Below are 23,804 nucleotides of genomic sequence, written 5' to 3'. Positions count from 1 at the left end.
AGCTACTTTCTTTTGACAGATTTTTATGCTAACTTTTTACCTGCAATGACCTCTTTTAAACTCTCTTTACACAAATAGCGGCCTGCCAACTCCCGTATTTCTTCCGGAGTAACCTCCTTCACAGCTTGTAGCGAACGGGCAAAATAATCATCGTCCAGACCTGATGTCAGAATAAACATCCAGGCATCTGCCAGTGAGAAAGGCGACTCATAATTACGGCACATTTCTCCAAGCATATAGTTGCGCACCATGGCCAGTTCTTCCGGAGTTACTTTGTCATTCTGCAACTTATCAATCTCTTTGTAGACTTCCTGTATCAGAGGTTCTACATATTCATTAGCTGTTTCTGTACTGATACCCAGCAACCCGCTGCCCGGATAAAACATGATTCCGGCAGAAATTCCATACGTGTATCCTTTCTCTTCCCGGATATTAGACATCAGTCTGCTTCCAAAATATCCGCCGAACAGAGTGATCAGTACCCGGAGTTTCAGATAGTCCGGATGTGTCCTCATAATAGTAGTGGTACCCAGCTTTACTGCGCTCTGCATCGCATCTTCTCTTTCTATGAAAAGGCGTTTCTCGGGTATGCTAACAAATGGAATATCTTTCTTAACCGCCACTTGCTGATGATTTCCAAAGTGTGCCGTGCCGAAAGCGGCTTCTATATGGTGGGTAATCTCGTCCGTCACTTTACCGGAAAGGTAAACATAACAATTTCCCGAATGATAATATGCATCATAAAATTCACGTAATAAAGCCGGAGTTATATGATGATAGTCCGTTTCCTCCACATAGCGTCCACACGGATGCTCCTCTCCGTAAAGTGCTCTCAATAAACTTCTATGTGCCAGAAAATCTACTTTTGATACATTTACCTGATACTGCTGAATATTGGCATCTATTACCGTACCCAGTTCTTTTTCCGGAAAGAGAGGTTCTTTTATGATCGATTCGAGTACATCAAGCGTTTCGGCAAAATACTTATTTAACGAATACAGTGTGATATATGCATATTCCGCCGAACTGGACAGTTCAAGCCATGCGCCATAATAATCCAACTTTTCGGCTATCTCCGCCGCGGTATATTTTCGGGATCCTTCACGCAACATGCGATTGGCAAATAATGCCTGCAATTTTTGTGATTGTTGCCATCGTCCGCCTCCAAACAAAATATCGACACGTACCACATCCTGTTCACCTGCGTTGATAATTGTCAATGGTACTCCGTTCGGCATGACAGTGCGCACCGGAGGAAGAATATTAAATTGGACCAGTTCCTGAATTTCGGGTTGAAGTGTCCGGTTCATAATAAACTATTTTTCTGTAAAAAACTCATATATTCTTATATTTAGTTGTGAGCCCGAGAGGGCTATTTCAATTCTTCAAGTCCTTTGCGAACATATTCTCTTTGCAGATCTTCCGGCCTCAAGATCCGGTCATCAAAAACAAGCAGATCAATATCCAAGCATACCTTTTCTTTCTTTTTATCTTCCTGCTCCCTGCCGGCCTCTCTTTCGATTGTTTTCAACTCCTTCACTACCCGTTCAGCATCTGCATCGGTATAGAAACGGGCCATTTGGTTGGAGAATAGTGCCGGGTTACGAAAGAATAACGGCCTTGTCTCCTGCTCACCCGTAAAACGGATAGAGGGGAACAGAGCCGTCAGTCTCCTGCGAGCCAGAAGGAGATTCTCCTTCCGGTTATAATTGCTTCCTATACAAATCAGACAGGAGTGCATCGCCCACATTCATTAATTAAACAGATCGTCCAACCCTGATTCCGGTTCATCTATGATGCTGTCTCCCGAAATATTGAAATCTTTGCATGGATCAAATCCGTCAGGCAGTTTAAAAGTCTCTTTCGGATCATATCCCAATGTCTGGTCTGCAAACACCTTATGCATGTATTTTGTCCAAATAGGTAATGCCAGCGCAGCCCCTTGCCCATCTCTCATAAAGTCGAAATGGATATCACGTTCTTCACCGCCTACCCAGCATCCGGATACCAGCGAAGGAGTGAATCCCATAAACCATCCGTCCGAGTTGCGGTTAGTCGTTCCGGTCTTACCACCCATATCGGCTGTTATTCCATACCTGCGGACACGTCCTCCTGTACCTTCATTGATTACGGCACGCAACATTACCAGCATCTTATAAGCACTCGATGCACTGATAACCTCTTCCATCTGTGGCGAGAAGGTGGCCAATATATTACCTTCGCTATCCTCTATTTTAGTCACAAACAATGGAGCCATCCGGATTCCTTTATTGGCAAATGCCGTATATGCACTTACCATCTCTCCCACCGAAATTTCACACGGACCGAGGCAGAGAGATACTGTAGGTTGAATGTCTTTATTGCGTACACCGAAAGTGTGGATCAAACGTGCCAGAGCATACGGATTCAGCTTACTCATCAGGTATGCCGAAATCCAGTTATTTGAGTTTGCAAGTCCCCATTTCAAAGTCACCATTTCACCATAATGTCCTTTTGAAGTGTTTTTGGGTGACCAAGGTTTTCCATTTTCATCAATTAGAGTGATTTCTACATTACGTGTCTCATCACAAGGTGAGAATCCGTTTTCCATAGCCAATGCATACAGATACGGTTTAATGGTAGATCCCACTTGACGACGTCCCACCATTGCCATGTCATATTGAAAATAAGTATAGTTCGGACCACCTACATACGCCTTCACTTGTCCGTTTATCGGGTCCATCGACATAAATCCGACACGCAGGAAGTGTTTATAATAACGGATGGAATCCATTGGAGTCATAATGGTATCTTTTTCACCATGCCATGTAAAGACTGACATCGGCTCCGGTTTGTCGAATGCCTTCTTGATCTCCGATTCCGAAGCTCCGGCTGCTTTCATACTCTGATAACGACTGGTCTGTTTTACAGCTCTGTCCAGGATGCGGTCAATCTCCTCTTGAGTCAGTTGATTACTGTATGGTGCCTTTTTGCGTCCTTTTTTCTCTTTAAAGAACAGAGGTTGCAAATGCTCCCCAATATGTTCTTCTACTGCTTCCTCGGCATAGCGCTGCATGTGTGAGTTGATAGTTGTATAAATTTTCAGTCCATCCGTATAAATGTTATAGTTTGAACCGTCCTTTTTCTTATTCTTCTCACACCAACCATACAACGGATTCATTTCCCAGTCGATCGAATCTTCATAAAACTTCTGCATTTGCCAGCCACGATAATTACTGCGGACCGGTTTAGGAGAAGTCATCACACCACGTAGATATTCGCGGAAATAAGTTGCCAATCCTTCTTTGTGATCCACCCGGTGATATACCAACTCCAACGGCAGATTCTGCAATGAATCACACTCTTCCGCTGTGATATATCCGGCCTTTCTCATTTGATCCAGCACCGTATTCCGTCGTCCGCGCGAACGCTCGTTGAAGCGCACCGGATTGTAAAGCGAAGGATTTTTACACATACCAATCAGCGTAGCAGCCTGTTCTATTTTCAGATCTTTGGGCTCGCATCCGAAATAGGTATATGAAGCCGTTTTAATTCCCACTGCATTATTCAGGAAGTCAAACTTATTGAGATACATACTCAAAATTTCTTCCTTTGTATAATAACGTTCCAGTTTTACGGCAATCACCCATTCTATCGGTTTCTGAAACAGGCGCTGCAGCGTATTTCTGGCAACTTCATCTGTGAACAGCTGCTTGGCAAGCTGCTGCGAGAGCGTACTGCCTCCACCTGCATTTTTCTGCATCAGCAACCCACGCTTTACCACAGCACGTATCAGCGCTTTGGCATCGATACCCGAATGTTCCGTAAAGCGAACGTCCTCCGTAGCGATCAATGCATTGACAATGTTGGGTGAAAGTTCATTATAAGAGGTGTATACACGATTTTCCTTACTAAGCGACCACGTACCCAAAACCTTGCCGTCCTCCGAAAGAATTTCGGTGGCAAATTTGTAATTCGGATTTTCCAGTTCTTCTACAGGAGGCATATATCCAATCCATCCGTAAGCGATAGAGGCAAACACTGCAATTCCTGCCAGCACCATCAGTGCAAAGAAAGCCCAAAGGCCTTTTACTATCTTTTTAATCATTTTATTCCGTAGTTTTATTCGAAGTTGCAAAGATAATCATTCCCGTCCATCTGACAAGTGTTCTTTTCCATGTTTGCACACAAAAAAGTCTAAGCGAAGCAAAAAAAGGCTCCCGGTTGTCCCCGTTTATTGGGGAACCAACCGGAAGCCATACACTCATGCCCTTTATCCGTCCGTTGGCTGCGGTGCCGCAGCCAGCCTATCGATTGATTTAGGCTGTGGGATCATCCACGATATCTCCGTTTCCTCCATCGGCCGCCCCTTTCAGATAATCATCCAGACTGATCAGGTCCAGCTTCTCACCTGCACGGGTAGCTGTTTTAGTAATTTTCAGTTCTTTATTAGCCTGAAAATAGATACGCACACTATCCACGCTTTTAGCAGTGATGTCCTCTTGTTTTTCGGAGCCTTTCGATTTGGCAGCCAACATAAATACACCCAATCCCTCGATATTTACCGCTTTGCCTTCCAGCAACTGCTCTTTCAGTTTCTCCACAAAATTCTGAATCGTACTCTTGATATCACCTACCGAAAGTGACGAACGGTCCTGAATCTTTTGTGCAATAAACTTTAAGTCAACCGACCTTCCCAGTGTGATAAGTTGCGGATAATACCTTTTGGGAGAATTCTCAACGCGCGGATCTGACGGGCGCTTTACTGTTTTAAAAATTACACTCATACTACGTTTCTTTTTAAAGATTTAAATTTCATTTTTTACTCTCGTTTTGTTGATCAACAATGCAAATGTCCGCTTTTACGCAGAGACTGCCAAACAAAAAGGGCCTTCCGGAGCATGTTTTTCCAAAAAAATCATAAACGACTGACCATAAGATATATACAGAATGTGTGTTTCGAAGCATTCCTGTTTCCCACAAACTTATACAAAATAGACAAACATCTTGCCACGCGAAAGTTCTGTTAAGGGAGCACAATATCTATTCCTATCATCTTAATATCTGTTATGGATGTGAACTTGACTATATATCTTGTATGGGTGTAGCTATCCGGAGCAAAGGGTGTAACCATAATGACCGGATAGCTATACCTAAGTAATGGTAGGGCTACACCCCTACTACTTCTAAAAGAATTCACAATTCAGCTTATCAATCCCTCATGCCGGGAATTTGGCTTCCACCCAATAGATGCATTTAAATATAGGACGAAAAGAATGTTTTTGCTCACATTCTTTGTCATCTGAAAGATTTTCCATAACTTGCCGCTTTTATCGGTCAAGCTTATACGATGTCCCATTATGTTAATCTTTCAATAGTATTGAGCCATCATACTTAATGATAGAAAAAAGGCAATATTGTCAACTAATAAACACTTTTGTTAAATCAAAATAGTTTTTTAATATCATAAATAATTATAGCATGGAGAAAAGTAAGATTTTAATTATTATACCTTCAAGGTTTGCGTCAACCCGTTTGCCGGAGAAGCCCTTAGTGAAAATAGCGGGAAAAGAAATGGTTTTGCGTGTTGCAGAGATTGCCGACTATGTTTGTAATAAGGTAGAAGGATGCAATTATATCGTCGCGACAGACCACGAAAAAATCGTTAATTTCTGCAAGGAGAATAATATAGCCGTAATGATGACTTCCGAGAACTGCAAAAGTGGAACAGAAAGATGCTGGGATGTCACAACCAAAATCGCTGAAAAACCGGATTTTATAGTCAATCTGCAAGGTGACAATCCATTATGCCCACCTTGGTTTATAGAACAGTTGATTGAAGCTTGGAAAAATGATAAGGAAGGACAGGTTTTCACTCCCAGCCTCCATTTATCTTGGGAAGAGTATGACCGGATGAAAGAATCAAAGAAAATCACGCCATATAGCGGGACGACGGTTGAAGTCGATAAATTTGGATACGCACTTGCATTCAGCAAAGCTATAATTCCCGTGATAAGAAATGAAGAAAAGGTCAGAAAAATTCTTGACAAATCTCCTGTCAGACGTCATATCGGCCTTTATTCGTATACTTACGACGCACTCAAAAAATATTTTGAAGTAGAAGCTTCTCCTTATGAGCTTCCTGAAGGATTAGAGCAAATGAGATTTTTACATAACAGGATACCTGTAAAAATGATAGATGTAGACTATAGAAACCGTAAATCCATGTCCGGAGTTGATTCACCGGAAGATATCGAAAGAGCAGAGAAAATAATCGCCGAATTTGGAGAATTCAATCTTTCACCGGAATGAAAAACGGAAGATATCGAATTTGTACCACTTTTAAACAAATAAAACCAATGAGAACCAGACTTATCATAGCCCGTCACGGGAATACGTTTCGTCCGGAAGAAACTCCGACAAGAGTCGGAGCAAAAACCGATCTACCATTAGTCGAAGAATTTAAGGGAAGAAGTATCGGAAGATATTTAAAAGAACATGATATGATCCCTGACGTAATCTATGCGGCTCCACTTTTGCGCACTATGCAGACAGCCCGGTTAGCTGTTCAGACCATCGGTCTGGATTCAAATGTTTCTCCATTAAACGCTTTTGTCGAGATCGACTATGGTGTTGACGAGAATAAAACGGAAGAAGAAGTGAGGCTACGTTTAGGAAATGGAAATATCGAAAAAGGGAAAAAAATAATTGAAGATTGGGATAAAAATGCAGTTGTACCTGATGGATGGAAGGTAGATCCGGACCAAATCATTCATACTTGGCTGGATTTCGCAGAGAAGACTGTGATACCTCACCGGACAACTTTACTTGTCACGTCTAATGGGATTATACGCTTTGCTCCCTATTTGACGGGAGATTTTGAGAAGTTCGCCCAAGAGCATAAAATAAAGGTGGCTCCGGGAGGACTTTGCATATTTGATAAAAACGATGGCGACTCATTCTGGACTTGCTCTGCCTGGAATGTCAAGCCTTATGAATTATATGCAGATAGCCGCTACTGAAAATACAATTTACACCTCTCCTGACGCATCAAAGATTTTTTGTTATACGCTTTCCATTATTGTCACACCAACGGGCGTTTTAATAATTTCTTTCGATTTAGAAGGAGAAGGTGTAAAAAGTATAGATGATCAAAAAATCAACATAGATATAATAGTATCTTTCCCGACATCATCTCTACAAACTTTGCCTAAAACAATCCCGGGTAAATCTCTCCTCCGGTATCGCTCACGTTAAGGGTCTGCAACAGTTTGCCGTCCGGAGCATAAAACAACTGAAACTCAGAATCTGTATTATACTCTTCCACTTCTATCACAATTACTGTCGGCTGCTTAGGAAAAGTGATGATTCTTACATCTTCCAACTGCATAGATGCCATCGTACTTTGCATAAAGGCCTTTGCCACAGCAGCAGGAACAGCCTCCAGAGTTTCGACATCGACCTCCGTCATTAACCACTTACCTTTATCACTAAACCAGACGTTTAATTCCCGTCCGTCTACCCTGATATCTGCAATATGATAGTCTCCCTTTCGTTGCCAATCAACCGTAGTAACTTTGGGATACATTTTTTGAAAGGTTTCCTGTACCTTATCGGGAGGTGGAAAGCCGGCTGCAAAAACAGAGACGGAAATCAGCAACAGCAATCCTGTCAATAAATTGAATTTAAGCTTTTTCATAATGAGGTTCTTTTTAATTTCAACTTTGATAAGTAACAATGAGAGGAGTATTTTGTTTGTGGAATAATTCCACAAATATGTGGTAAATTCCACATGCTTATCCCCCAATTATACTTCATTAGCGGCTCATACGATTCTTTCACAGCTGGCATAATCTTTGTCAATTTCATCAATTGGTTTCTTTTCAGAGAAACCCAATAATTGTATCACTTAAAAGAAAAATTATGAAAAAGTAGAAAAAGCAAAAACTAACTATACTCCGATTCGGAAGCAAGAACGGAGTAGTAAAAGAAGTAGAAAACTGAAAAACATGTTTAACTCAAACCTATTTTATTTATGACAAAAAAAAGTAACCTATCCTTAAGGTTTACAAGAGTATGGGAAAAACACTGCCTGAAAACAGCAGCCGCAACTTTATTACTGTGCTGCGTGCTGCCCGTACAAGCAGAAGCCGATACTTACAAAACACAAGAGACTGCAAGTATACAACAACAAACAGTGAAAGCCACCGGTGTCATCATCGACAACACGGGGGAACCTCTTATTGGAGTTTCCGTAAAAGTGCAGGGCACCAATACCGGAACCATCACCGACCTGGATGGAAAATTCTCAATTGACACTCCCAAAGGAGCTGTCCTTGAATTTTCATTTATCGGTTACAAAACCATTACCATGGAAGTGACCGGAAAGGAACTCCATATCACCATGCAGGAAGATTCAAAGCAACTGGATGAAGTGGTAGTTGTGGGCTATGGTTCACAAAAGAAAGTAAACGTTACCGGATCCGTAAGCATGGTCAATGCAGACGTTCTGGAATCACGTCCCGTACAAAATGTGTCACAAGCATTACAAGGGGTTATTCCCGGACTAAATATGTCTGTAGGCAATAGCGGTGGCACGTTGGATGGCAAACTCAACGTAAATATCCGCGGAGCGGGTACGATAAGTGACGGATCGAGTAGTAGTCCGCTGGTATTGATCGACGGAATCGAAGGAGACATGAACACTGTTAACCCGAACGATATTGAATCGGTATCTGTACTGAAGGATGCAGCCTCTTCATCGATCTATGGTGCGCGTGCGGCATTCGGGGTCATCTTGATCACTACGAAGAGTGGTAAAAGTGGCAAAACGCGTGTAAACTATTCAGGTAATGTACGTTTCTCAGATGCTATTCAATTGCCCGATATGGTGGATTCTTATACCTTTGCGCAGTATTTTAACCGGGCTTCGACCAATGGTGGAGAATCTCCTACCTTTGACGAAAAAGCATTGCAAAATATTCTGGACTTCCAAAACGGAAAATTTACCGACCCTTCTACTCCCGAATATTATGGGGTGGAAGCCGGACCGGACGGAAAATGGAAAAGCTATGCAGGATCTTTTGCCAATACAGACTGGTTCAAAGAGTTCTATAAAAGCTGGACACCTTCTACGGAACACAATCTGAGTATCAGTGGAGGAACAGAGAAACTGACCTACATGATCAGCGGCAGTTTCCTGAATCAGAATGGCCTTATCAAGCACGGCGAAGATAACTTCAACCGTTATACGATGAATGCTAAAATCTCGGCAAAACCTGCGGAGTGGGTCACGTTAAACTACACGAGCAAATGGACACGTGAAGACTATGACCGTCCTACCTACATGACAGGCGCATTTTTTCATAACATTGCCCGCCGTTGGCCGACCTGTGCTCCAATGGATCCAAACGGCCATTACATGCCCAATATGGAAATCATCCAGTTGGAAGAGGGTGGTGTGCAAACCAGCCAGAAAAACTGGTATACCAATCAGTTGCAAGCCATCTTCGAGCCCCTCAAAGACTGGCGAATCGTAGTAGAGGGAAGTATGCGTACGTATACGCGAAAACAACATTGGGCCGTATTACCGATCTATGGATATGACGTAAATAATAAACCCTATTTATTGTCATGGAATGGTGGAGCAGCAGGATATTCGGAGGTTCAGGACGAGCGTGAAGATGAAGACTACTTCTCCGGTAACATTTACAGTGACTATGCAAAAACAATCGGTGATCATTATTTTAAAGTGATGGGCGGTTTCAATGCCGAACTCTTCCGGCCAAGTGGAATGACCGGGTTTGGGACGGATCTGATCAGCTCGAATGTTCCCTCCTTAGGACTGACACAGGACAATCAGAAAGCAAATGCATGGGCACGCGAAAGAGCGATTGCCGGTTTCTTCGGACGTGTGAACTATAACTATAAAGAACGATATATGTTAGAAGCCAATCTGCGTTATGACGGTTCTTCACGGTTTGTTGGCGATAAGCGCTGGGGGTTGTTTCCTTCATTCTCCGCCGGATGGAATATCGCACGCGAAGATTTCTTCCGCCCGCTGGCCGGTCTTATCGGTACGCTGAAGTTGAGAGGTTCTTGGGGACAACTTGGTAACAACAATACGGATAAGGCCAATGCTTGGTACCCGTTTTACCAGAATATGATTACAGGAGCCTCCAATTCGGGATGGCTGATTGACGGTAAAAAACAAAACACTGCTCAACTTCCGGGTATCGTCAATTCACTGATGACATGGGAAACCATTGAATCGTGGGATCTCGGTCTGGATTTTGGTTTACTCAATAATCGCCTGACAGGATCGATCGGTTATTATAACCGTTATACATACGATATGATTGGCCCTGCTCCTATATTACCCCCTGTACTGGGAGCTCTGCCTCCTCAAGTGAACAACTGCGACATGAAGTCATACGGTTGGGAGTTGGAACTCTCTTGGAGAGATCGCATCAGCGAATTTGATTATAGTGCGCGATTCGTTTTATCTGACGGGAAGCGTAAGATATTGAAATATCCGAATCCTACGAACTCACTCTCTTCGGATGTATACTATAATGGACAAATATTGGGTGACATCTGGGGATATAAAACGATCGGTATTGCACAAACCCAAGAAGAAATGAATGCACATTTGGCCAATGGAGGTACCCCAAACTGGGGAACGAACTGGGGAGCCGGCGATGTTATGTATGCCAATCTTGATGGAAAGGAAGGGGTTAACAATGGTTCGAATACTCTGGAAGATCATGGTGACCTGACAATTATAGGTAACAACACTCCAAGATATAATTTCGGCTTGACACTGACCGGAGCATGGAAAGGATTCGATTTCTCAGTATTCCTGCAGGGGGTGATGAAAAGGGATTACTGGTTGGACGGTCCGTACTTCTGGGGAGCAAATGGCGGATTATGGCAATCAACCGCATTTAAAGAGCACATGGACTATTGGCGTCCGGAAGGTGATCCTCTCGGTGCAAATACCAATGCTTACTACCCTAAACCCTATTTTAATACGGATAAAAACCAGAAAGTACAAAGCGGATATCTACAGAATGCCGCATATTGCCGTCTGAAGAATGCCCAGATTGGCTACACTCTGCCCAAAACATGGACCCGGAAAGCAGCAATGGAATCGGTACGTATTTATGTGTCCGGAGACAATCTGCTGACCTTCTCGGGAATCAGCGGAGTATTTGATCCGGAATTATTGGGTAGCGACTGGGGAGACGGTAAGCTCTATCCTTTGCAGAGAACGATTTCTATCGGCTTAAATGTTAACTTCTAATTTTACCAGACAAATGATGAAACTAAAACTGAAACATATCTGTTTCTGCTCGTTAATCGGAATGGGCGGACTGGCACTGACTTCATGCAACGATTTCCTGGACCGTTCGCCAATCAGTGATATCACTCCGGAAGATTACTTCAACACAGTAGATCAGGTGGGAAGCTATGTTATCAATTACTATGATGACTACCTTGAAAATTCGAATACAACCAAGATGTATCACCAAAGGGCATGGAACTCCGGAGTGGTAAGAAATGATGCTAACACCGACAATTTATTGAGTGATGATGGAAACCTTGATTATTTTGCGGGAAACAAACAGGTGCCCGAAGGGAAAAACATTCAGGAACCTCTGAACCGTATTCGTGTGTGGAATTATCTCTTTGAACAAGTACTGCCGAAAGAGAAAGAGGGTACGATTCCCGGAGATGCAGAATTGTTGAAGCAGTATATCGGAGAGGCTTATTTCTTCCGTGCCCTGGCTTATTATAACGCATTGGTACGTTTTGGCGATTATCCCATCATTACCGAAGTATTGCCGGACGACTCCGAAACACTGATCAAAAAAAGTCAGCGCGCACCACGCAATGAAGTGGCACGCTTCATTCTAAAAGATCTTGACGAAGCTATCAGCCGCCTGAAAGAACGTGGTTTCCAGAATAACCAGCGTATTAACAAACAGGCTGCATTGGTGCTGAAATCAAGAGTTGCACTGTTCGAAGCAACCTTTGAGAAATATCATCAAGGAACGGGGCGCATACCGGGTGATCCAACATGGCCCGGAGCCGTAATGAGCTATAACAGTGGAAAAACATTCGATATAGCAGGAGAAATAAACTTCTTCCTGACGGAAGCGATGCAAGCAGCGGCAGCAGTTGCCGATCATGTTCAACTGACAGAAAACTCGCATGTCATGAATCCTCCATACAATACACTTTATGGGTGGAATCCTTATTTCGAAATGTTCAGCCAGCCGGATCTTTCGAACGTGGAAGAAGTACTGCTGTGGAAACAATATAACCTGTCACTTACCGTATCACATTGTGTAGGTGCACGCCTTAAAAACGGAGACCGCACCGGACTGACACGTTCACTGATCAAAACATTTCTGATGAAAGACGGTATGCCTATCTATGCAAGCAACAATGCTATTGATGACAGAACGGTTTCTGATGAAAAGAAAGACCGCGACGAGCGCTTGCAACTGTTTGTGTGGGGAGAAAAAGATGCGTGGATGACAGACGAAAGGGCAGATACAGTGAAGAATTACAATAAGGACCAGGCGGGAAACATGGTGACGAATCCGGTACCTGTACCTTGGGTAAAATCTACCGTAATCAGTGATCAGGAACAGACACGTGATATCACCGGTTATCGTTCCCGTAAGTTCTATCCGTATGATGACGAACAAAGCAGATCGGACGAATTGCTGGGGACCAATGCCTGTCCTATTTTACGTGCTTCCGAAGCATATCTTAACTACATAGAGGCTTGTTATGAGAAGAATGGTTCGTTAGACAGTAAGGCACAGGACTACTGGAAAGCCATTCGCAGACGTGCCGGTGTCGATGAAGACTATCAGAAGACGATCAATAGTACGGATCTGAGCCGCGAAGACGACCTCGGAGTCTACTCGGGAGACCGAATGGTAGATGCAACGCTTTACAACATTCGCCGTGAACGCCGCTGCGAATTTATCGCCGAGGGCATGCGCTGGGACGACCTGAAGAGATGGCGCTCTTGGGACCGGTTATTTACACAGCCGTATATTGTAGAAGGTATCAACTTTTGGGATGAAGCCTATAAACTCTACACAACCACGGATAAAGACGGAAATGAAAAGTCTGTTGTAGTAGCCGATGGCAGCACATCTGCTAACATGTCGCCGAAATCGGACGGAAAATACGTACGACCACTGCGAAGGACACAAACGAATAATCAACTTTATGACGGATATACCTGGAAAAAAGCTTATTATCTGGAACCACTCGGATTACAGGACTTGCAATTGTCGGCCACCAATCCGGAAGATATCAATACATCCATGATGTATCAGAATCCATATTGGCCTGCCGGTACAGGAAAAGCGCTTGAGTAGTGTCGCCAAATACGTAAAACCGTAATATAACAAAGTTCACCACAGAGTTTATACAAGGTATGTTTTGCCGATGTATCCTGTGGTGAACAAAATCAAATCTCCGAATGAACCTAAGCCACGTCTTTTAAGTTATATGATATATAGAAAAGAATAAAATCTGATTTGATCAGATCAGACCGACTACAATAAACAACAACTTAAAAATATAGGAAAGTATGAATGCGCATGAAGAATTATTCGGTGGAAATATACCACAAGATGTAACTGAGAAACAAGGCGAAAACGCTATTTTTATTGTTTATGGACTGAAGCAATCGGACGATGCAATCAAGCAAGTAAAAGATGTATGTGCTAACTTCTCCGCCCTGATACGCAGTATGCGTAACCGTTTTCCTGATATGCAATTTAGCTGCACGATGGGGTTTGGTGCCGATGCCTGGAGCAGACTTTTTCCGGAATTGGACAAACCTAAAGAGTTAAGTACCTTTGAAGAGATAAAAGGAGATAAATATGTAGCTGTATCTACCCCGGGCGACCTGTTACTGCACATCCGGGCTAAACAGATGGGTCTCTGTTTTGAATTTGCTTCTATAATTGACGAAAAACTCAAAGGTGTGGCAGAATCTATCGATGAAACACACGGGTTCAGATATATGGACGGAAAAGCGATCATCGGTTTCGTAGACGGTACGGAGAATCCAGCCGTAGATGAAAAACCTTATCATTTTGCGGTTGTCGGTGACGAAGACCCGCAATTCGCAGGAGGCAGTTACGTTTTTGTGCAGAAATATATCCATGACATGGTAGCGTGGAACTCGCTTCCGGTCGAAGCACAAGAAAAGGTGATTGGCCGCCGCAAATATAATGATGTGGAATTGTCGGACGAAGAGAAGCCGCAAAATGCCCACAATGCTGTAACCAATATCGGTGACGATTTGAAAATCGTACGTGCCAATATGCCGTTTGCCAACACTTCGAAAGGAGAATATGGAACATACTTTATCGGCTATGCCAGCACCTTCAGTACTACCCGCAAAATGTTGGAGAACATGTTTATTGGTGATCCTGTGGGGAACACCGATCGTTTGTTGGACTTCAGTACTCCGGTAACAGGCACATTGTTTTTTGTACCTTCGTACGATTTGCTGGCTAAACTAGGAGAATAGTAATCACTCTCCATACAGTACAGTCTCCGCTATCCAGGCGAAAACATTGGCTATCAGTTTGGAAGCATTATTATTAATGGTCCCGGAATTATTGTTTATACGGTTATCGGTAGTAGACGTTGAACTGGATGCCGAACTACCAATATCCGTATCTCCCCAATAAACGATTCTCCTTGAATAGTCAACGCCCAAAACAATACCTCCTGCAGGCCCCATCAATATAGGAGTAATACCTTTGGATGCATCTGTATTGAGTTGTATCTCGCCATGATAAGCATCATAATTGCGTAAAGAGAAGTCAGTATTGACAGGAGTATATGGAGCAATGGTAAAAGGCCCGTTAGTAGTAAAGTAGCTATTACCATCCTCAAGAGTTGCCAAAGGATAGGAACCGGTATTACTCGTTAAAAAAGAAATGCCACTATTTCCACCCAATATCTCTTTTAATAAATTCTGGCTGACATCACTGGCATCATAAGAAACAATCAAGACACGGTTCCTTTTAGCTTTCACCCAATTGTACGCTTTCTGGGCATCCGAGATCCCGAATAAAGAATTGCTCATATAATGGACATAAACGACATCAAAAGCCGCGAAAAGAGCATCTGTCAGATTATTATTGCTCGCACTCACGCCAATCAGATTATATCCTCCGCATTCAACTGTTCCGGCCGGACCGAAATTATTTTGATTATTGAGTATTCCGCGAAGACCGGTTGCGCGCGCCTCTGCATTGCCAGAGCCAATGATATTCGTTCCCAGATATCCCAAACCGGCATTGAATGTTAAAAGATCAATTGTTTTGTAGGCAGCTACATCATATCTCTGCTGTATATTCACTAAAATACGCCAGCGATGGGCTGTAATCACAAAGTTTTGAGTACGACGGATATTGCTTGCCGAATTGTTCTGCAGAGCTGTAATCACCAGTTGACTCCCATTCTGTGTTTTTTCTACTTTAAAGAATTCATTTGCCAATGACTGGTCGGCGGTTCCTTGGGGAGTTCCTGAGGCATCGGCCCATTGTAAAGTATAATCCGGAAGATCGGTATTCACACTAATGATTCCTGCCGAACCGGCTTTGTTCTTGAGGATGATCTCTCGCGAAGACACCCCAAAATGATGTTCTCCATCGAAACTCATGTCAATGGTATAATCATCCCATGCCTGTACTTCGGCTACGATATGGGCGGAACGATTATTCGCCGCTTCGTCCGGACTACCCCACCCCGGACCTGAAACCTTCTTTATATTGAATATGTACTTATGATTACGAAGTACTTGCCCGAAAGCATTTTCAACATTATCGGGATCAAAATCCATACGGTAGTAACCCGGTTGATCACTCCCTTCATAATAACCCTCCACAACAATACAGGTTGCCTGGCTTACCCGGTTGTCCGGGGTTGGTGAATCGGCTTCAGGCAAGTAAAGTTGGGCTGAAAATTCATTCAGGTTCTCAGCAGGTACAGGATACAGGACACTGTTTACATTTCCGGTAGTTCCGACAGGTACGCTCGGAAGCGTAACCCTGACGACTCCGGTTTCATCGGGTATTATCTGCAAGTGGTCATTGGCACGATATGCTTTTACCCCTGACAACTTAAAGTTTGCCACTTCCGTAGCTTTCACATCTACCCGTGCAATGGAACGTAACATCTTTATCCCGGTAATATTATTTATAACCGTTGCTTTTAATCCGCCGGGCAATTCATACTCCCCATACATTGGAAAATCGGAAGTGATATTGTTGAACCGGAGATTGATGTTCTTTTTCACCAAATCTTCGCTATCATCCACCAAAGGCTCATTGGCTATTACCGCATCGGTAGCATTGGCCAATATGAGTAATTTTAAAGGCAAACTGCTTGATTTTAATAAAGCTTTAAAAGAAGCAGCGGATGAAGTGTTGTTGATGGATATGCCTGGTACACGGTACTTATATTTACCTTCTTCAAACACTAACACTTGAATCTCACTGATTTTAGACTCATGATCGGTCGTCGCAAATGTTCCTCGCGTCCGGGCATATGTAGTGGAGGCCGGTATGGTTATCACTAACCTTACCGATACATCCTCTGTATTATTTCTATCTGCATCTCCGGACACTTCCATACTGTCGGTACACGACATATATAAAAGGCCGGTTATCAGAATTACCATTAATTTTTTCATTAGGGTTTAGGTTTATTTTCTCAGATACAAAGATGGACTTTTTCAGGAAGGAATCCGTGGCGTTTAATGAATGGTGTAAACAAAGATTTTTCTATTATCACATCTCACATGAATTTATTGTCCAATTATGCAACAATCGGAAATGTGTGTAAAGACGTGTATCCATTTTCGAAACTTCATTATAAACTTTTCACCAGTTCTTGTTGCCGGTTAAAGAAATGGATTCGCTGAACCTCGCCACTCTGCGAAATCAAAGTTGAATACTTCTTTAATGACTGTATCCATAGCTTCAAATGCTGAAATAGAAAATCATCTTTCGAAGTTATGGAATTAATGGAAAAGACCCCTATCAGGCATTGATGGTAAATATCTGTTTCTACATAACTATATGTAGACTCAAAATTGATATCGGATATATATATTTTCACATCTTTTCCGGATGAATATTTTCCCTGAGCTGAAATTTTCTCCAATTCATTCAGCAATATCAATAATTCCTTCTTTATTCTTTTTACACTGTCTTCTGATATCAGATTGATATTTAAGAAAAACTTGACCTCATTGACCAATCTGATAAATATCTCTTTATCCCATACATAATTGGTTGACTGGAATAGCTGAGACAGATTTACAAATTCTTTTTGCTTGTCAATCAATTTTTCCGGAATCTCCAAATCTTCATAATGTCTGCCTGCATATGTACTTTCATGCTGGTAAATCCATTTGAAAAGCTGGAATTTGGATAAGGCTTCATACTTTAAATACAGGGTTTGCGGAACGGTATTTGAGGAGGTGCTTCTTTCCGAACTTTCCCGTTCAATCAATTGACCGAACAACTTTATATACGAATCGATAATAGAATAATAGGTCTCCGCAGGGCGTTGGCATTGCAACATATTCAGATTAACGATAGCGTTGTCATTCAAATCGGCCCCTACTATTTTATCAAGAGAGATGCCCATGTGTTGAGATATGGTGGCAACTTCGGCAAAAGTGAACGGTACTTCACCCCGCAACCGCCTGTAAGTAGCTTCTTTGCCAAGGTAAAGAATATCCATCAGCGCATTTGCAAGATTGTTCCCCTTGGGTAAGTATATTTTCATTGCATCTATTAAATCTGTATTTATATTACGCATAATCATTGTTTTTATATTTTTATCTGTAAACAAGTAGTCTGTAACTTTTGTTTCGCCTATCGAAACGAACAATTTCTTTGATGACGGTGCGTTGCATTATCAGAGCTTTCTTTTTCAGGGGTTGCTTCAATAGACACTTTTTGTTTATAAATACATTTTTAAAGTCACAAATCGTTGCTGTCTGGAAGGTATATTTGTTATCTGAAAAAAAACGTAGTATATCCACCTAAATAAAAAGATAATGAAAACAAGTAAAATCTTTATGACTACACTGGTTGCATTGACTATGACTGCATGCAGCAATGACAATGATTGGGTTGACCAGCCCAGCAATCCGGACGTAATTGCCCCGGATGCATATGCCTCTTTTTCCATCAGCATTCCCCACGCATCGAAGACACGTGCAGTATCTACAGATCCGGGAATTGCAGCGGAAAGCACAGTGAAATCCCTACATGTGTTTATTTATGACGCAGAATCTCCCAATACACCTACTGTAGCTGAATTTACGGTCGCAGGAGGTACGCTCACACAGAAACCAGCCGGGAGTTCTACCTGGGTAACCAGCCAACCGGTCAGCACCAAAAAGACGGATAAATATATTTTTGCGGGAGTAAACCTTAATGCAGAAATAGTGAACTATATTACTTCTAACGGATTGGGTGCATTCAGCTATAAAGATTTCACACAAGAAATAACAAAATTGGCGGATCAAACAAATGGATTTGTCATGTTCAATAGTGCTTATCCGACCCTTACGCCCGCTGCTGATTTATATGAGAAGAAAAGTGAAGCCGAAAACAATCACATAACCATTTCTGTGAATCGCGTCACTGCAAAAGCGGCGGTGTTCCAATCACAGAGCTTTGTGGTGAACGGAGGCGGAACGATGACAGATCTGAAGTTCGGCTGGAGAAACCTGAATAAAAAATTCTACTTTATTCAGGATAACAGGGACGCTCTCATCAAAGACTATAACTGGGCTAATTATACCGCAGAAGATTTTACGAGGGGAACAGATGCCATCAACGTTTATGCTTCGGCTGATGTGCCTACCTCTTTTTCCTATGCTACGGAAAATGCATTCCAGTATATTTCGGGTACATCCAATGTGGATGCAGCAACTTTTATCAGTGTCAGTGGGGTATTTACACCCAATAACATCATATCTGCCAAAATAAATCCCCCCGTAGTTGCGGCTGATTTTGAAATCATCGTCAATCCGAAACCGGCGGATAAAACATTCTTTGTCGTGCGGACTGCAGATGGTGTTGCCAATTACTTTATAGATGGACCTACGGCAGAAAAGTTTGCGGAGCTATGTGCCGCAAATACTCCGCAAATGCCATCTATCAATGGGAACTACCTATTATCGGAGAATACGTATAGCAACGGATTGTGTTACTATCATATTTTTGTTAACGGTGACGCAGTCACACCACAGGCTCCTTATAATATCTACAGAAACCAATATTTCAAGATCAACATCAATTCTATACAAGCACCGGGAAATCCTTCGGACAACTTTGACAGAGGAGAACCAATCAAGCCTAATTCATGGATTGGGGTCGACATCCAGATTATCCCTTGGGAGGTGATTGAAGAAGATCACGATTTATAACCAGCTAATTAATGCCCCACAGAATGTTTACTTGCAAGATAGAAGCCGGATTCAGAGTATTCATATTCATTATATTGCCTTTCGTACTCACGAATTGCATCCGGGAAGATATGTCCGGATGTCCCCAAGATGATGGAGGGCTGGCCCTCAAATTCAGCTATGACACAAATGCAGACTCAAGGCAGAGCACTGCGCAAGGTGTCGATCGATTGGCTGTTTTCATATTCGATGAAAAAGGACTTTTTATCTCTCAGGTAAACGATTCTATGACTTCAATCAATGACAATTATGTCATGGAGCTGCCTTACAAACAGGGCAGTTACCAATTTGTAGTATGGGATGGCTATGATAAAAGCACTTATCAAACTTCTGAATGTGTGCCGGGGAAAACTTATATCGATGATTTCTTTCTATCTGTAAAACGTCAGGAGGACAACCGGGTAACCAATCAGCCCAAACTGCTCTATCACGGTATGCACGATATAGTGGAGCTTAACAGTAAAGAAAAAACAATCGTATTGATAAACTTGAAACAAATGACGAATCATATCCGGGTCATTGCCCATAATTTGAATCAAGACAGAAGTGACAACATTTATATAGAGGATAATAACGGTAAGTATGGATATGATTCACAATTCTCCGATGATGACCGGATAACCTATATTCCCATTTATGAAGCATCATCGGGACAATCAGATCCGCTGATTGCCGACTTCAATGTAATGAGGCTGGAAAAAGATAGAGAACCCCGGCTGCGAATTGCCGACAAAACAGGTACAATCCGCTATGATGAGAATCTTATTGGTAAACTTATAGGCGGAAATCCCAATATTGATTTTGAGCATAACCATGATTTCACCATTGAAATATCCTTCGATAACTACATCCCGGTCATTATCAAGATTAATGGCTGGGAGATAGTTAATGAAGAAATATGACTATAAACTGCAGAACAATGAAACAAAGAAAGGTACACTCATATCAATGAGGATTCCGTGAAAGATGGCAACAGGTATCATGTCCTTCCCCGAATAGTGAGTAATGGACGGCAACAATACATCCATTGAATTTACACCGGCAGCAGAAATAGGGGCCAGTTTCCCAAAATATTTCCTGATCAGTGGTGCGCCCAGCAATGCCATCATTTCGCGGAAAATATTGGCCAGCAAAGCAATTGTACCAAGTTCCGTTGCCAACTGTAATCCTACGGAAGCCTCCTTGAACTGAGTAATCAAGATGGATGAAAGGGAATAATATGCAAATCCGCTTCCCACTGCCATACAATCGAATACACTCCACTGACTCAGTAATAAACTGGCAAAAGCTGAAAAAAGAAGGGTTCCGACAATGGTAGCTATCGGCACTAAAAGCATATTGGGGCGTAGGCTTTTGATCAGAAATTTCAGATTCTTATTGCTTCCGATACTGATGCCAACCTGCAACATCAATGCATAAAGTATGTACATAGAAAGATTGTGCATGTCAAACTGGAAATCATTGAAAATTCCGACCAGACAACCTATACAGAAAAATGCGACAACAATCAGACTGCCTTTCATGATTTTCCTCCTTTCTTGAAAAACAGGCGTAATACGAGAAAAGAAGCCAACATGCTGCCCAAGATACTTGAAGTAGCCAACACAATGGCTTGCCATCCGAATTTACCCAGATTGTTTACGATTAAACTATTGGAGCCTATCGAAAGGCCCAGCACGAAAAGTAGCAGGAATATCGTAAGCGAAGTACTCTTTTCTACTTTCTCCAGAAATTTCAGGTTACGCAGCAAATAACCGATGCCAATACCTAAAAACATGATAGATATAATGGAAAACATACTCGTATATTTTAAAAAGTTACACAATGCACTTCCTGGCAACTTTTATGTATAAGCTGCCGGACATATCCTCCCTTTCACCTTATATTAATAAGGGAACGAAAAGAGATAAATCAAACTACAAAACAGGGAGTAATTCAGATAAATCCGCTAAACCAATGTACATGCACAATGCAGTGTCCGTACAGAATCTTATTTTCTTGCACGGCATTATGTATGCTATATGTAGTAAACAATCGGTTCATATTATTCATTAATTACAGTGCAAAGGTAATACTATTGCGCATATTTTCCAAATAATTATGCAAAATATAAATAATCATAGTAGTGGAATTACTCATAAAAAGACGATGAAAATCTTGCAGAACCTGTATTTTTCTTCGTATCTTTACAAACCGAAATAAAGGATATATCAATAAACATATAACGATATGGAAAACAGAAGTTTAGTAACCATAGCGGAGCATTCGAAAGAAAAAATCCTCTATATGCTCGAAATGGCGAAACAATTTGAGAAGAATCCCAACCGCCGGTTATTGGAAGGTAAAGTAGTGGCTACCCTATTTTTTGAACCTTCTACCCGCACCCGGCTAAGTTTCGAAACTGCTGCCAATCGCCTGGGCGCACGGGTTATCGGATTCTCGGATCCTAAAGCTACCAGCTCATCCAAAGGGGAAACTCTGAAAGATACAATTATGATGGTTAGTAACTACGCTGACGTGATTGTAATGCGGCATTTTCTGGAAGGAGCAGCACGCTATGCAAGTGAAGTGGCTCCGGTGCCTATCGTAAACGCCGGGGACGGAGCCAATCAGCACCCTTCACAAACAATGCTCGATCTCTACTCCATTTATAAAACACAAGGTACACTGGAGAATCTGAACATCTATCTGGTAGGTGACCTGAAATACGGACGTACAGTACACTCTTTGTTGATGGCAATGCGGCATTTTAATCCGACTTTCCACTTCATTGCTCCCGAAGAGCTGAAGATGCCGGAAGAATATAAGATTTATTGCAAAGAACATAACATAAAATATGTGGAGCACACAGACTTCAACGAAGAGGTAATTAAGGATGCGGATATTCTTTACATGACCCGCGTACAACGTGAGCGTTTCACTGACCTAATGGAATATGAACGGGTGAAGAATGTATATATCCTAAAAGCGAAAATGCTCGAAAACACTCGTCCTAACCTCCGCATCCTGCATCCATTGCCACGTGTTAACGAAATAGCTTATGACGTGGACGATAGTCCGAAAGCTTACTACTTTCAGCAGGCACAGAACGGTCTCTATGCCCGTCAAGCTATACTTTGCGATGTATTAGGAATCACTTTACAAGATATTTTATAAAATCATGAGCGAGAATAAACAAGAACTACAGGTGGCCGCACTGAAAAACGGCACTGTTATCGACCATATCCCTTCGGAGAAACTCTTTACTGTAGTTTCACTGCTTGGGTTGGAACACATGACGACCAATATTACTATCGGATTCAATCTGGACAGCAAGAAACTGGGTAAGAAAGGAATCATCAAGATTGCCGACAAGTTCTTCTGTGACGAAGAAATCAACCGTATTTCCGTAGTAGCACCTCATGTAAAACTAAACATTATCCGTGACTACGAAGTGGTAGAGAAGAAAGAGGTACGTATGCCGGACGAGTTGAAAGGTATAGTGAAATGTGCCAACCCGAAATGTATTACGAACAATGAACCGATGGCCACGTTATTCCATGTGATTGACAAGGATAATTGCGTTATAAAATGCCATTATTGCGAAAAAGAACAGAAAAGAGAAGATATCACAATCATTTAGTTACGTGACATAGCGCTACGAGTTTTAAAATACTGTGCTATGGCGTAATAGCACTTGTAGCGCATATAGCACGCTGTTAATAAAAAAGATGAAGCAAGACTGGAAACCCGGAACCCTGATTTATCCGTTACCTGCCGTACTGGTAAGTTGCGGAAACAATGAAAGTGAATACAATATACTTACGGTGGCTTGGACCGGAACCATTTGTACCAATCCACCGATGTGTTATATTTCTGTCCGTCCCGAACGCTACTCCTATCCTATTATAAAAAAGAATATGGAGTTTGTGATCAACCTGACAACCCGGGATATGGCTTTTGCAACAGACTGGTGTGGGGTACGATCGGGTAAGGATTATCACAAATTTGAAGAAATGAAACTGACACCGGGTAAATGCACAGTGGTGAGTGCGCCTCTCATTGAGGAATCTCCCCTTTGTATCGAATGCCGGGTGAAAGAAATTGTATCTTTAGGATCACATGATATGTTTATTGCCGATGTGGTAAACATCCGGGCGGATGACCGTCACTTAAACCGGGAAACCGGAAAACTGGAACTGGCAGAAGCTAATCCGCTTGTATATGTACATGGGGGATATTATAATCTGGGAGAAAAGATCGGTAAATTCGGTTGGTCAGTAGAAAAAAAAACAAAGTGAAG

At 42.2% G+C, this 23,804-nt stretch carries 18 protein-coding genes and 1 pseudogene; 10 read left to right on the top strand and 9 right to left on the bottom strand.

Annotation, left to right across the window (positions count from 1 at the left end; genetic code table 11):
• Positions 1-23 precede the first annotated feature (23 nt).
• The 4 genes from FDF36_RS01870 to FDF36_RS01855 all read right to left on the bottom strand — a co-directional run bounded on the left by FDF36_RS01870 (position 24) and on the right by FDF36_RS01855 (position 4,766).
• Positions 24-1,310, bottom strand: a complete 1,287-nt coding sequence (locus FDF36_RS01870; protein WP_220390108.1) for a M16 family metallopeptidase — start codon at positions 1,308-1,310, stop codon at positions 24-26.
• 62 nt (positions 1,311-1,372) lie between these two features.
• A complete protein-coding gene (locus FDF36_RS01865; RefSeq protein ID WP_005787582.1) occupies positions 1,373-1,741 on the bottom strand; it encodes a 2-amino-4-hydroxy-6-hydroxymethyldihydropteridine diphosphokinase in 369 nt (122 codons plus the stop codon).
• 12 nt (positions 1,742-1,753) lie between these two features.
• Complete coding sequence (locus tag FDF36_RS01860; protein ID WP_220390107.1) at positions 1,754-4,087, bottom strand: transglycosylase domain-containing protein; 2,334 nt, start codon at positions 4,085-4,087, stop codon at positions 1,754-1,756.
• 211 nt (positions 4,088-4,298) lie between these two features.
• Positions 4,299-4,766 (bottom strand): HU family DNA-binding protein, encoded by a 468-nt coding sequence (locus FDF36_RS01855; protein WP_005787578.1) that lies wholly within the window; start codon positions 4,764-4,766, stop codon positions 4,299-4,301.
• A 694-nt stretch (positions 4,767-5,460) separates the two neighbouring features.
• Between FDF36_RS01855 and kdsB the strand changes: the two genes are divergently transcribed.
• Both kdsB and FDF36_RS01845 read left to right on the top strand, forming a co-directional pair.
• Positions 5,461-6,291, top strand: coding sequence for a 3-deoxy-manno-octulosonate cytidylyltransferase (gene kdsB, locus FDF36_RS01850; protein ID WP_220390106.1), 831 nt, complete (start codon positions 5,461-5,463; stop codon positions 6,289-6,291).
• Between the two features lie 14 nt (positions 6,292-6,305).
• Positions 6,306-7,001 (top strand): annotated as a pseudogene (locus FDF36_RS01845) (histidine phosphatase family protein); the annotation flags it as partial.
• Between the two features lie 188 nt (positions 7,002-7,189).
• Here the strand turns inward: FDF36_RS01845 and FDF36_RS01840 are convergent.
• The gene (locus FDF36_RS01840; RefSeq protein ID WP_220390105.1) at positions 7,190-7,678 is read right to left on the bottom strand and encodes a PepSY-like domain-containing protein; all 489 of its coding nucleotides are present in this window, start codon (positions 7,676-7,678) and stop codon (positions 7,190-7,192) included.
• A 336-nt stretch (positions 7,679-8,014) separates the two neighbouring features.
• Here FDF36_RS01840 and FDF36_RS01835 point away from each other — a divergent pair, with 336 nt between their 5' ends.
• From FDF36_RS01835 to FDF36_RS01825, 3 genes are all read left to right on the top strand, one after another.
• A complete protein-coding gene (locus FDF36_RS01835) occupies positions 8,015-11,284 on the top strand; it encodes a SusC/RagA family TonB-linked outer membrane protein (RefSeq protein ID WP_220390104.1) in 3,270 nt (1,089 codons plus the stop codon).
• Between the two features lie 16 nt (positions 11,285-11,300).
• On the top strand, positions 11,301-13,385 hold the full coding sequence (locus FDF36_RS01830; protein ID WP_220390462.1) for a RagB/SusD family nutrient uptake outer membrane protein: 2,085 nt from the start codon (positions 11,301-11,303) through the stop codon (positions 13,383-13,385).
• A 215-nt stretch (positions 13,386-13,600) separates the two neighbouring features.
• Positions 13,601-14,551 carry a Dyp-type peroxidase gene (locus tag FDF36_RS01825; protein WP_220390103.1) on the top strand — a complete coding sequence of 317 codons (951 nt, stop codon included), beginning with the start codon at positions 13,601-13,603 and terminating at the stop codon, positions 14,549-14,551.
• 3 nt (positions 14,552-14,554) lie between these two features.
• Here FDF36_RS01825 and FDF36_RS01820 read toward each other — a convergent pair whose 3' ends face one another.
• Both FDF36_RS01820 and FDF36_RS01815 read right to left on the bottom strand, forming a co-directional pair.
• A complete protein-coding gene (locus FDF36_RS01820) occupies positions 14,555-16,726 on the bottom strand; it encodes a fimbrial protein (RefSeq protein WP_220390102.1) in 2,172 nt (723 codons plus the stop codon).
• Positions 16,727-16,905: 179 nt separating this feature from the next.
• Positions 16,906-17,862, bottom strand: coding sequence for a hypothetical protein (locus FDF36_RS01815; protein ID WP_005777627.1), 957 nt, complete (start codon positions 17,860-17,862; stop codon positions 16,906-16,908).
• Positions 17,863-18,103: 241 nt separating this feature from the next.
• On the opposite strand from FDF36_RS01815, the gene FDF36_RS01810 reads away from it, so the two are divergent.
• Together FDF36_RS01810 and FDF36_RS01805 are read left to right on the top strand one after the other, a co-directional pair.
• The gene (locus FDF36_RS01810) at positions 18,104-19,483 is read left to right on the top strand and encodes an Mfa1 family fimbria major subunit (RefSeq protein ID WP_022012783.1); all 1,380 of its coding nucleotides are present in this window, start codon (positions 18,104-18,106) and stop codon (positions 19,481-19,483) included.
• Positions 19,484-19,506: 23 nt separating this feature from the next.
• Positions 19,507-20,424 carry a FimB/Mfa2 family fimbrial subunit gene (locus FDF36_RS01805; protein ID WP_220390101.1) on the top strand — a complete coding sequence of 306 codons (918 nt, stop codon included), beginning with the start codon at positions 19,507-19,509 and terminating at the stop codon, positions 20,422-20,424.
• Here the strand turns inward: FDF36_RS01805 and FDF36_RS01800 are convergent, their stop codons facing one another.
• Both FDF36_RS01800 and FDF36_RS01795 read right to left on the bottom strand, forming a co-directional pair.
• Complete coding sequence (locus FDF36_RS01800) at positions 20,425-21,045, bottom strand: LysO family transporter (RefSeq protein ID WP_005777622.1); 621 nt, start codon at positions 21,043-21,045, stop codon at positions 20,425-20,427.
• The gene (locus FDF36_RS01795; RefSeq protein ID WP_005777620.1) at positions 21,042-21,320 is read right to left on the bottom strand and encodes a LysO family transporter; all 279 of its coding nucleotides are present in this window, start codon (positions 21,318-21,320) and stop codon (positions 21,042-21,044) included. The genes FDF36_RS01800 and FDF36_RS01795 overlap by 4 nt, the downstream gene beginning before the upstream one ends.
• A 431-nt stretch (positions 21,321-21,751) precedes the next feature.
• Here FDF36_RS01795 and pyrB point away from each other — a divergent pair, with 431 nt between their 5' ends.
• From pyrB to FDF36_RS01780, 3 genes are all read left to right on the top strand, one after another.
• Entirely contained in the window at positions 21,752-22,678 is a 927-nt protein-coding gene (pyrB, locus tag FDF36_RS01790) for an aspartate carbamoyltransferase (protein ID WP_005777613.1), read from the top strand.
• 4 nt (positions 22,679-22,682) lie between these two features.
• A complete protein-coding gene (pyrI, locus tag FDF36_RS01785) occupies positions 22,683-23,144 on the top strand; it encodes an aspartate carbamoyltransferase regulatory subunit (RefSeq protein WP_220390100.1) in 462 nt (153 codons plus the stop codon).
• A gap of 88 nt (positions 23,145-23,232) precedes the next feature.
• On the top strand, positions 23,233-23,802 hold the full coding sequence (locus tag FDF36_RS01780) for a flavin reductase family protein (RefSeq protein ID WP_005805957.1): 570 nt from the start codon (positions 23,233-23,235) through the stop codon (positions 23,800-23,802).
• Positions 23,803-23,804 lie beyond the last annotated feature (2 nt).

Origin of the sequence: Bacteroides fragilis (assembly GCF_019583405.1) — a bacterium.
GTDB lineage: Bacteria > Bacteroidota > Bacteroidia > Bacteroidales > Bacteroidaceae > Bacteroides > Bacteroides fragilis_B.
The sequence above is the reverse complement of the archived record's forward strand: the minus strand, read 5'-3'. Positions and strand labels throughout refer to the sequence as shown.

Bases quoted from the DNA above. Each gene is read 5' to 3' on its own strand.
- FDF36_RS01870 (WP_220390108.1), bottom strand. From the start codon at position 1,310: ATGAACCGGACACTTCAACCCGAAATTCAGGAACTGGTCCAATTTAAT.
- FDF36_RS01865 (WP_005787582.1), bottom strand. From the start codon at position 1,741: ATGCACTCCTGTCTGATTTGTATAGGAAGCAATTATAACCGGAAGGAG.
- FDF36_RS01860 (WP_220390107.1), bottom strand. From the start codon at position 4,087: ATGATTAAAAAGATAGTAAAAGGCCTTTGGGCTTTCTTTGCACTGATG.
- FDF36_RS01855 (WP_005787578.1), bottom strand. From the start codon at position 4,766: ATGAGTGTAATTTTTAAAACAGTAAAGCGCCCGTCAGATCCGCGCGTT.
- kdsB (WP_220390106.1), top strand. From the start codon at position 5,461: ATGGAGAAAAGTAAGATTTTAATTATTATACCTTCAAGGTTTGCGTCA.
- FDF36_RS01840 (WP_220390105.1), bottom strand. From the start codon at position 7,678: ATGAAAAAGCTTAAATTCAATTTATTGACAGGATTGCTGTTGCTGATT.
- FDF36_RS01835 (WP_220390104.1), top strand. From the start codon at position 8,015: ATGACAAAAAAAAGTAACCTATCCTTAAGGTTTACAAGAGTATGGGAA.
- FDF36_RS01830 (WP_220390462.1), top strand. From the start codon at position 11,301: ATGAAACTAAAACTGAAACATATCTGTTTCTGCTCGTTAATCGGAATG.
- FDF36_RS01825 (WP_220390103.1), top strand. From the start codon at position 13,601: ATGAATGCGCATGAAGAATTATTCGGTGGAAATATACCACAAGATGTA.
- FDF36_RS01820 (WP_220390102.1), bottom strand. From the start codon at position 16,726: ATGAAAAAATTAATGGTAATTCTGATAACCGGCCTTTTATATATGTCG.
- FDF36_RS01815 (WP_005777627.1), bottom strand. From the start codon at position 17,862: ATGCGTAATATAAATACAGATTTAATAGATGCAATGAAAATATACTTA.
- FDF36_RS01810 (WP_022012783.1), top strand. From the start codon at position 18,104: ATGAAAACAAGTAAAATCTTTATGACTACACTGGTTGCATTGACTATG.
- FDF36_RS01805 (WP_220390101.1), top strand. From the start codon at position 19,507: ATGTTTACTTGCAAGATAGAAGCCGGATTCAGAGTATTCATATTCATT.
- FDF36_RS01800 (WP_005777622.1), bottom strand. From the start codon at position 21,045: ATGAAAGGCAGTCTGATTGTTGTCGCATTTTTCTGTATAGGTTGTCTG.
- FDF36_RS01795 (WP_005777620.1), bottom strand. From the start codon at position 21,320: ATGTTTTCCATTATATCTATCATGTTTTTAGGTATTGGCATCGGTTAT.
- pyrB (WP_005777613.1), top strand. From the start codon at position 21,752: ATGGAAAACAGAAGTTTAGTAACCATAGCGGAGCATTCGAAAGAAAAA.
- pyrI (WP_220390100.1), top strand. From the start codon at position 22,683: ATGAGCGAGAATAAACAAGAACTACAGGTGGCCGCACTGAAAAACGGC.
- FDF36_RS01780 (WP_005805957.1), top strand. From the start codon at position 23,233: ATGAAGCAAGACTGGAAACCCGGAACCCTGATTTATCCGTTACCTGCC.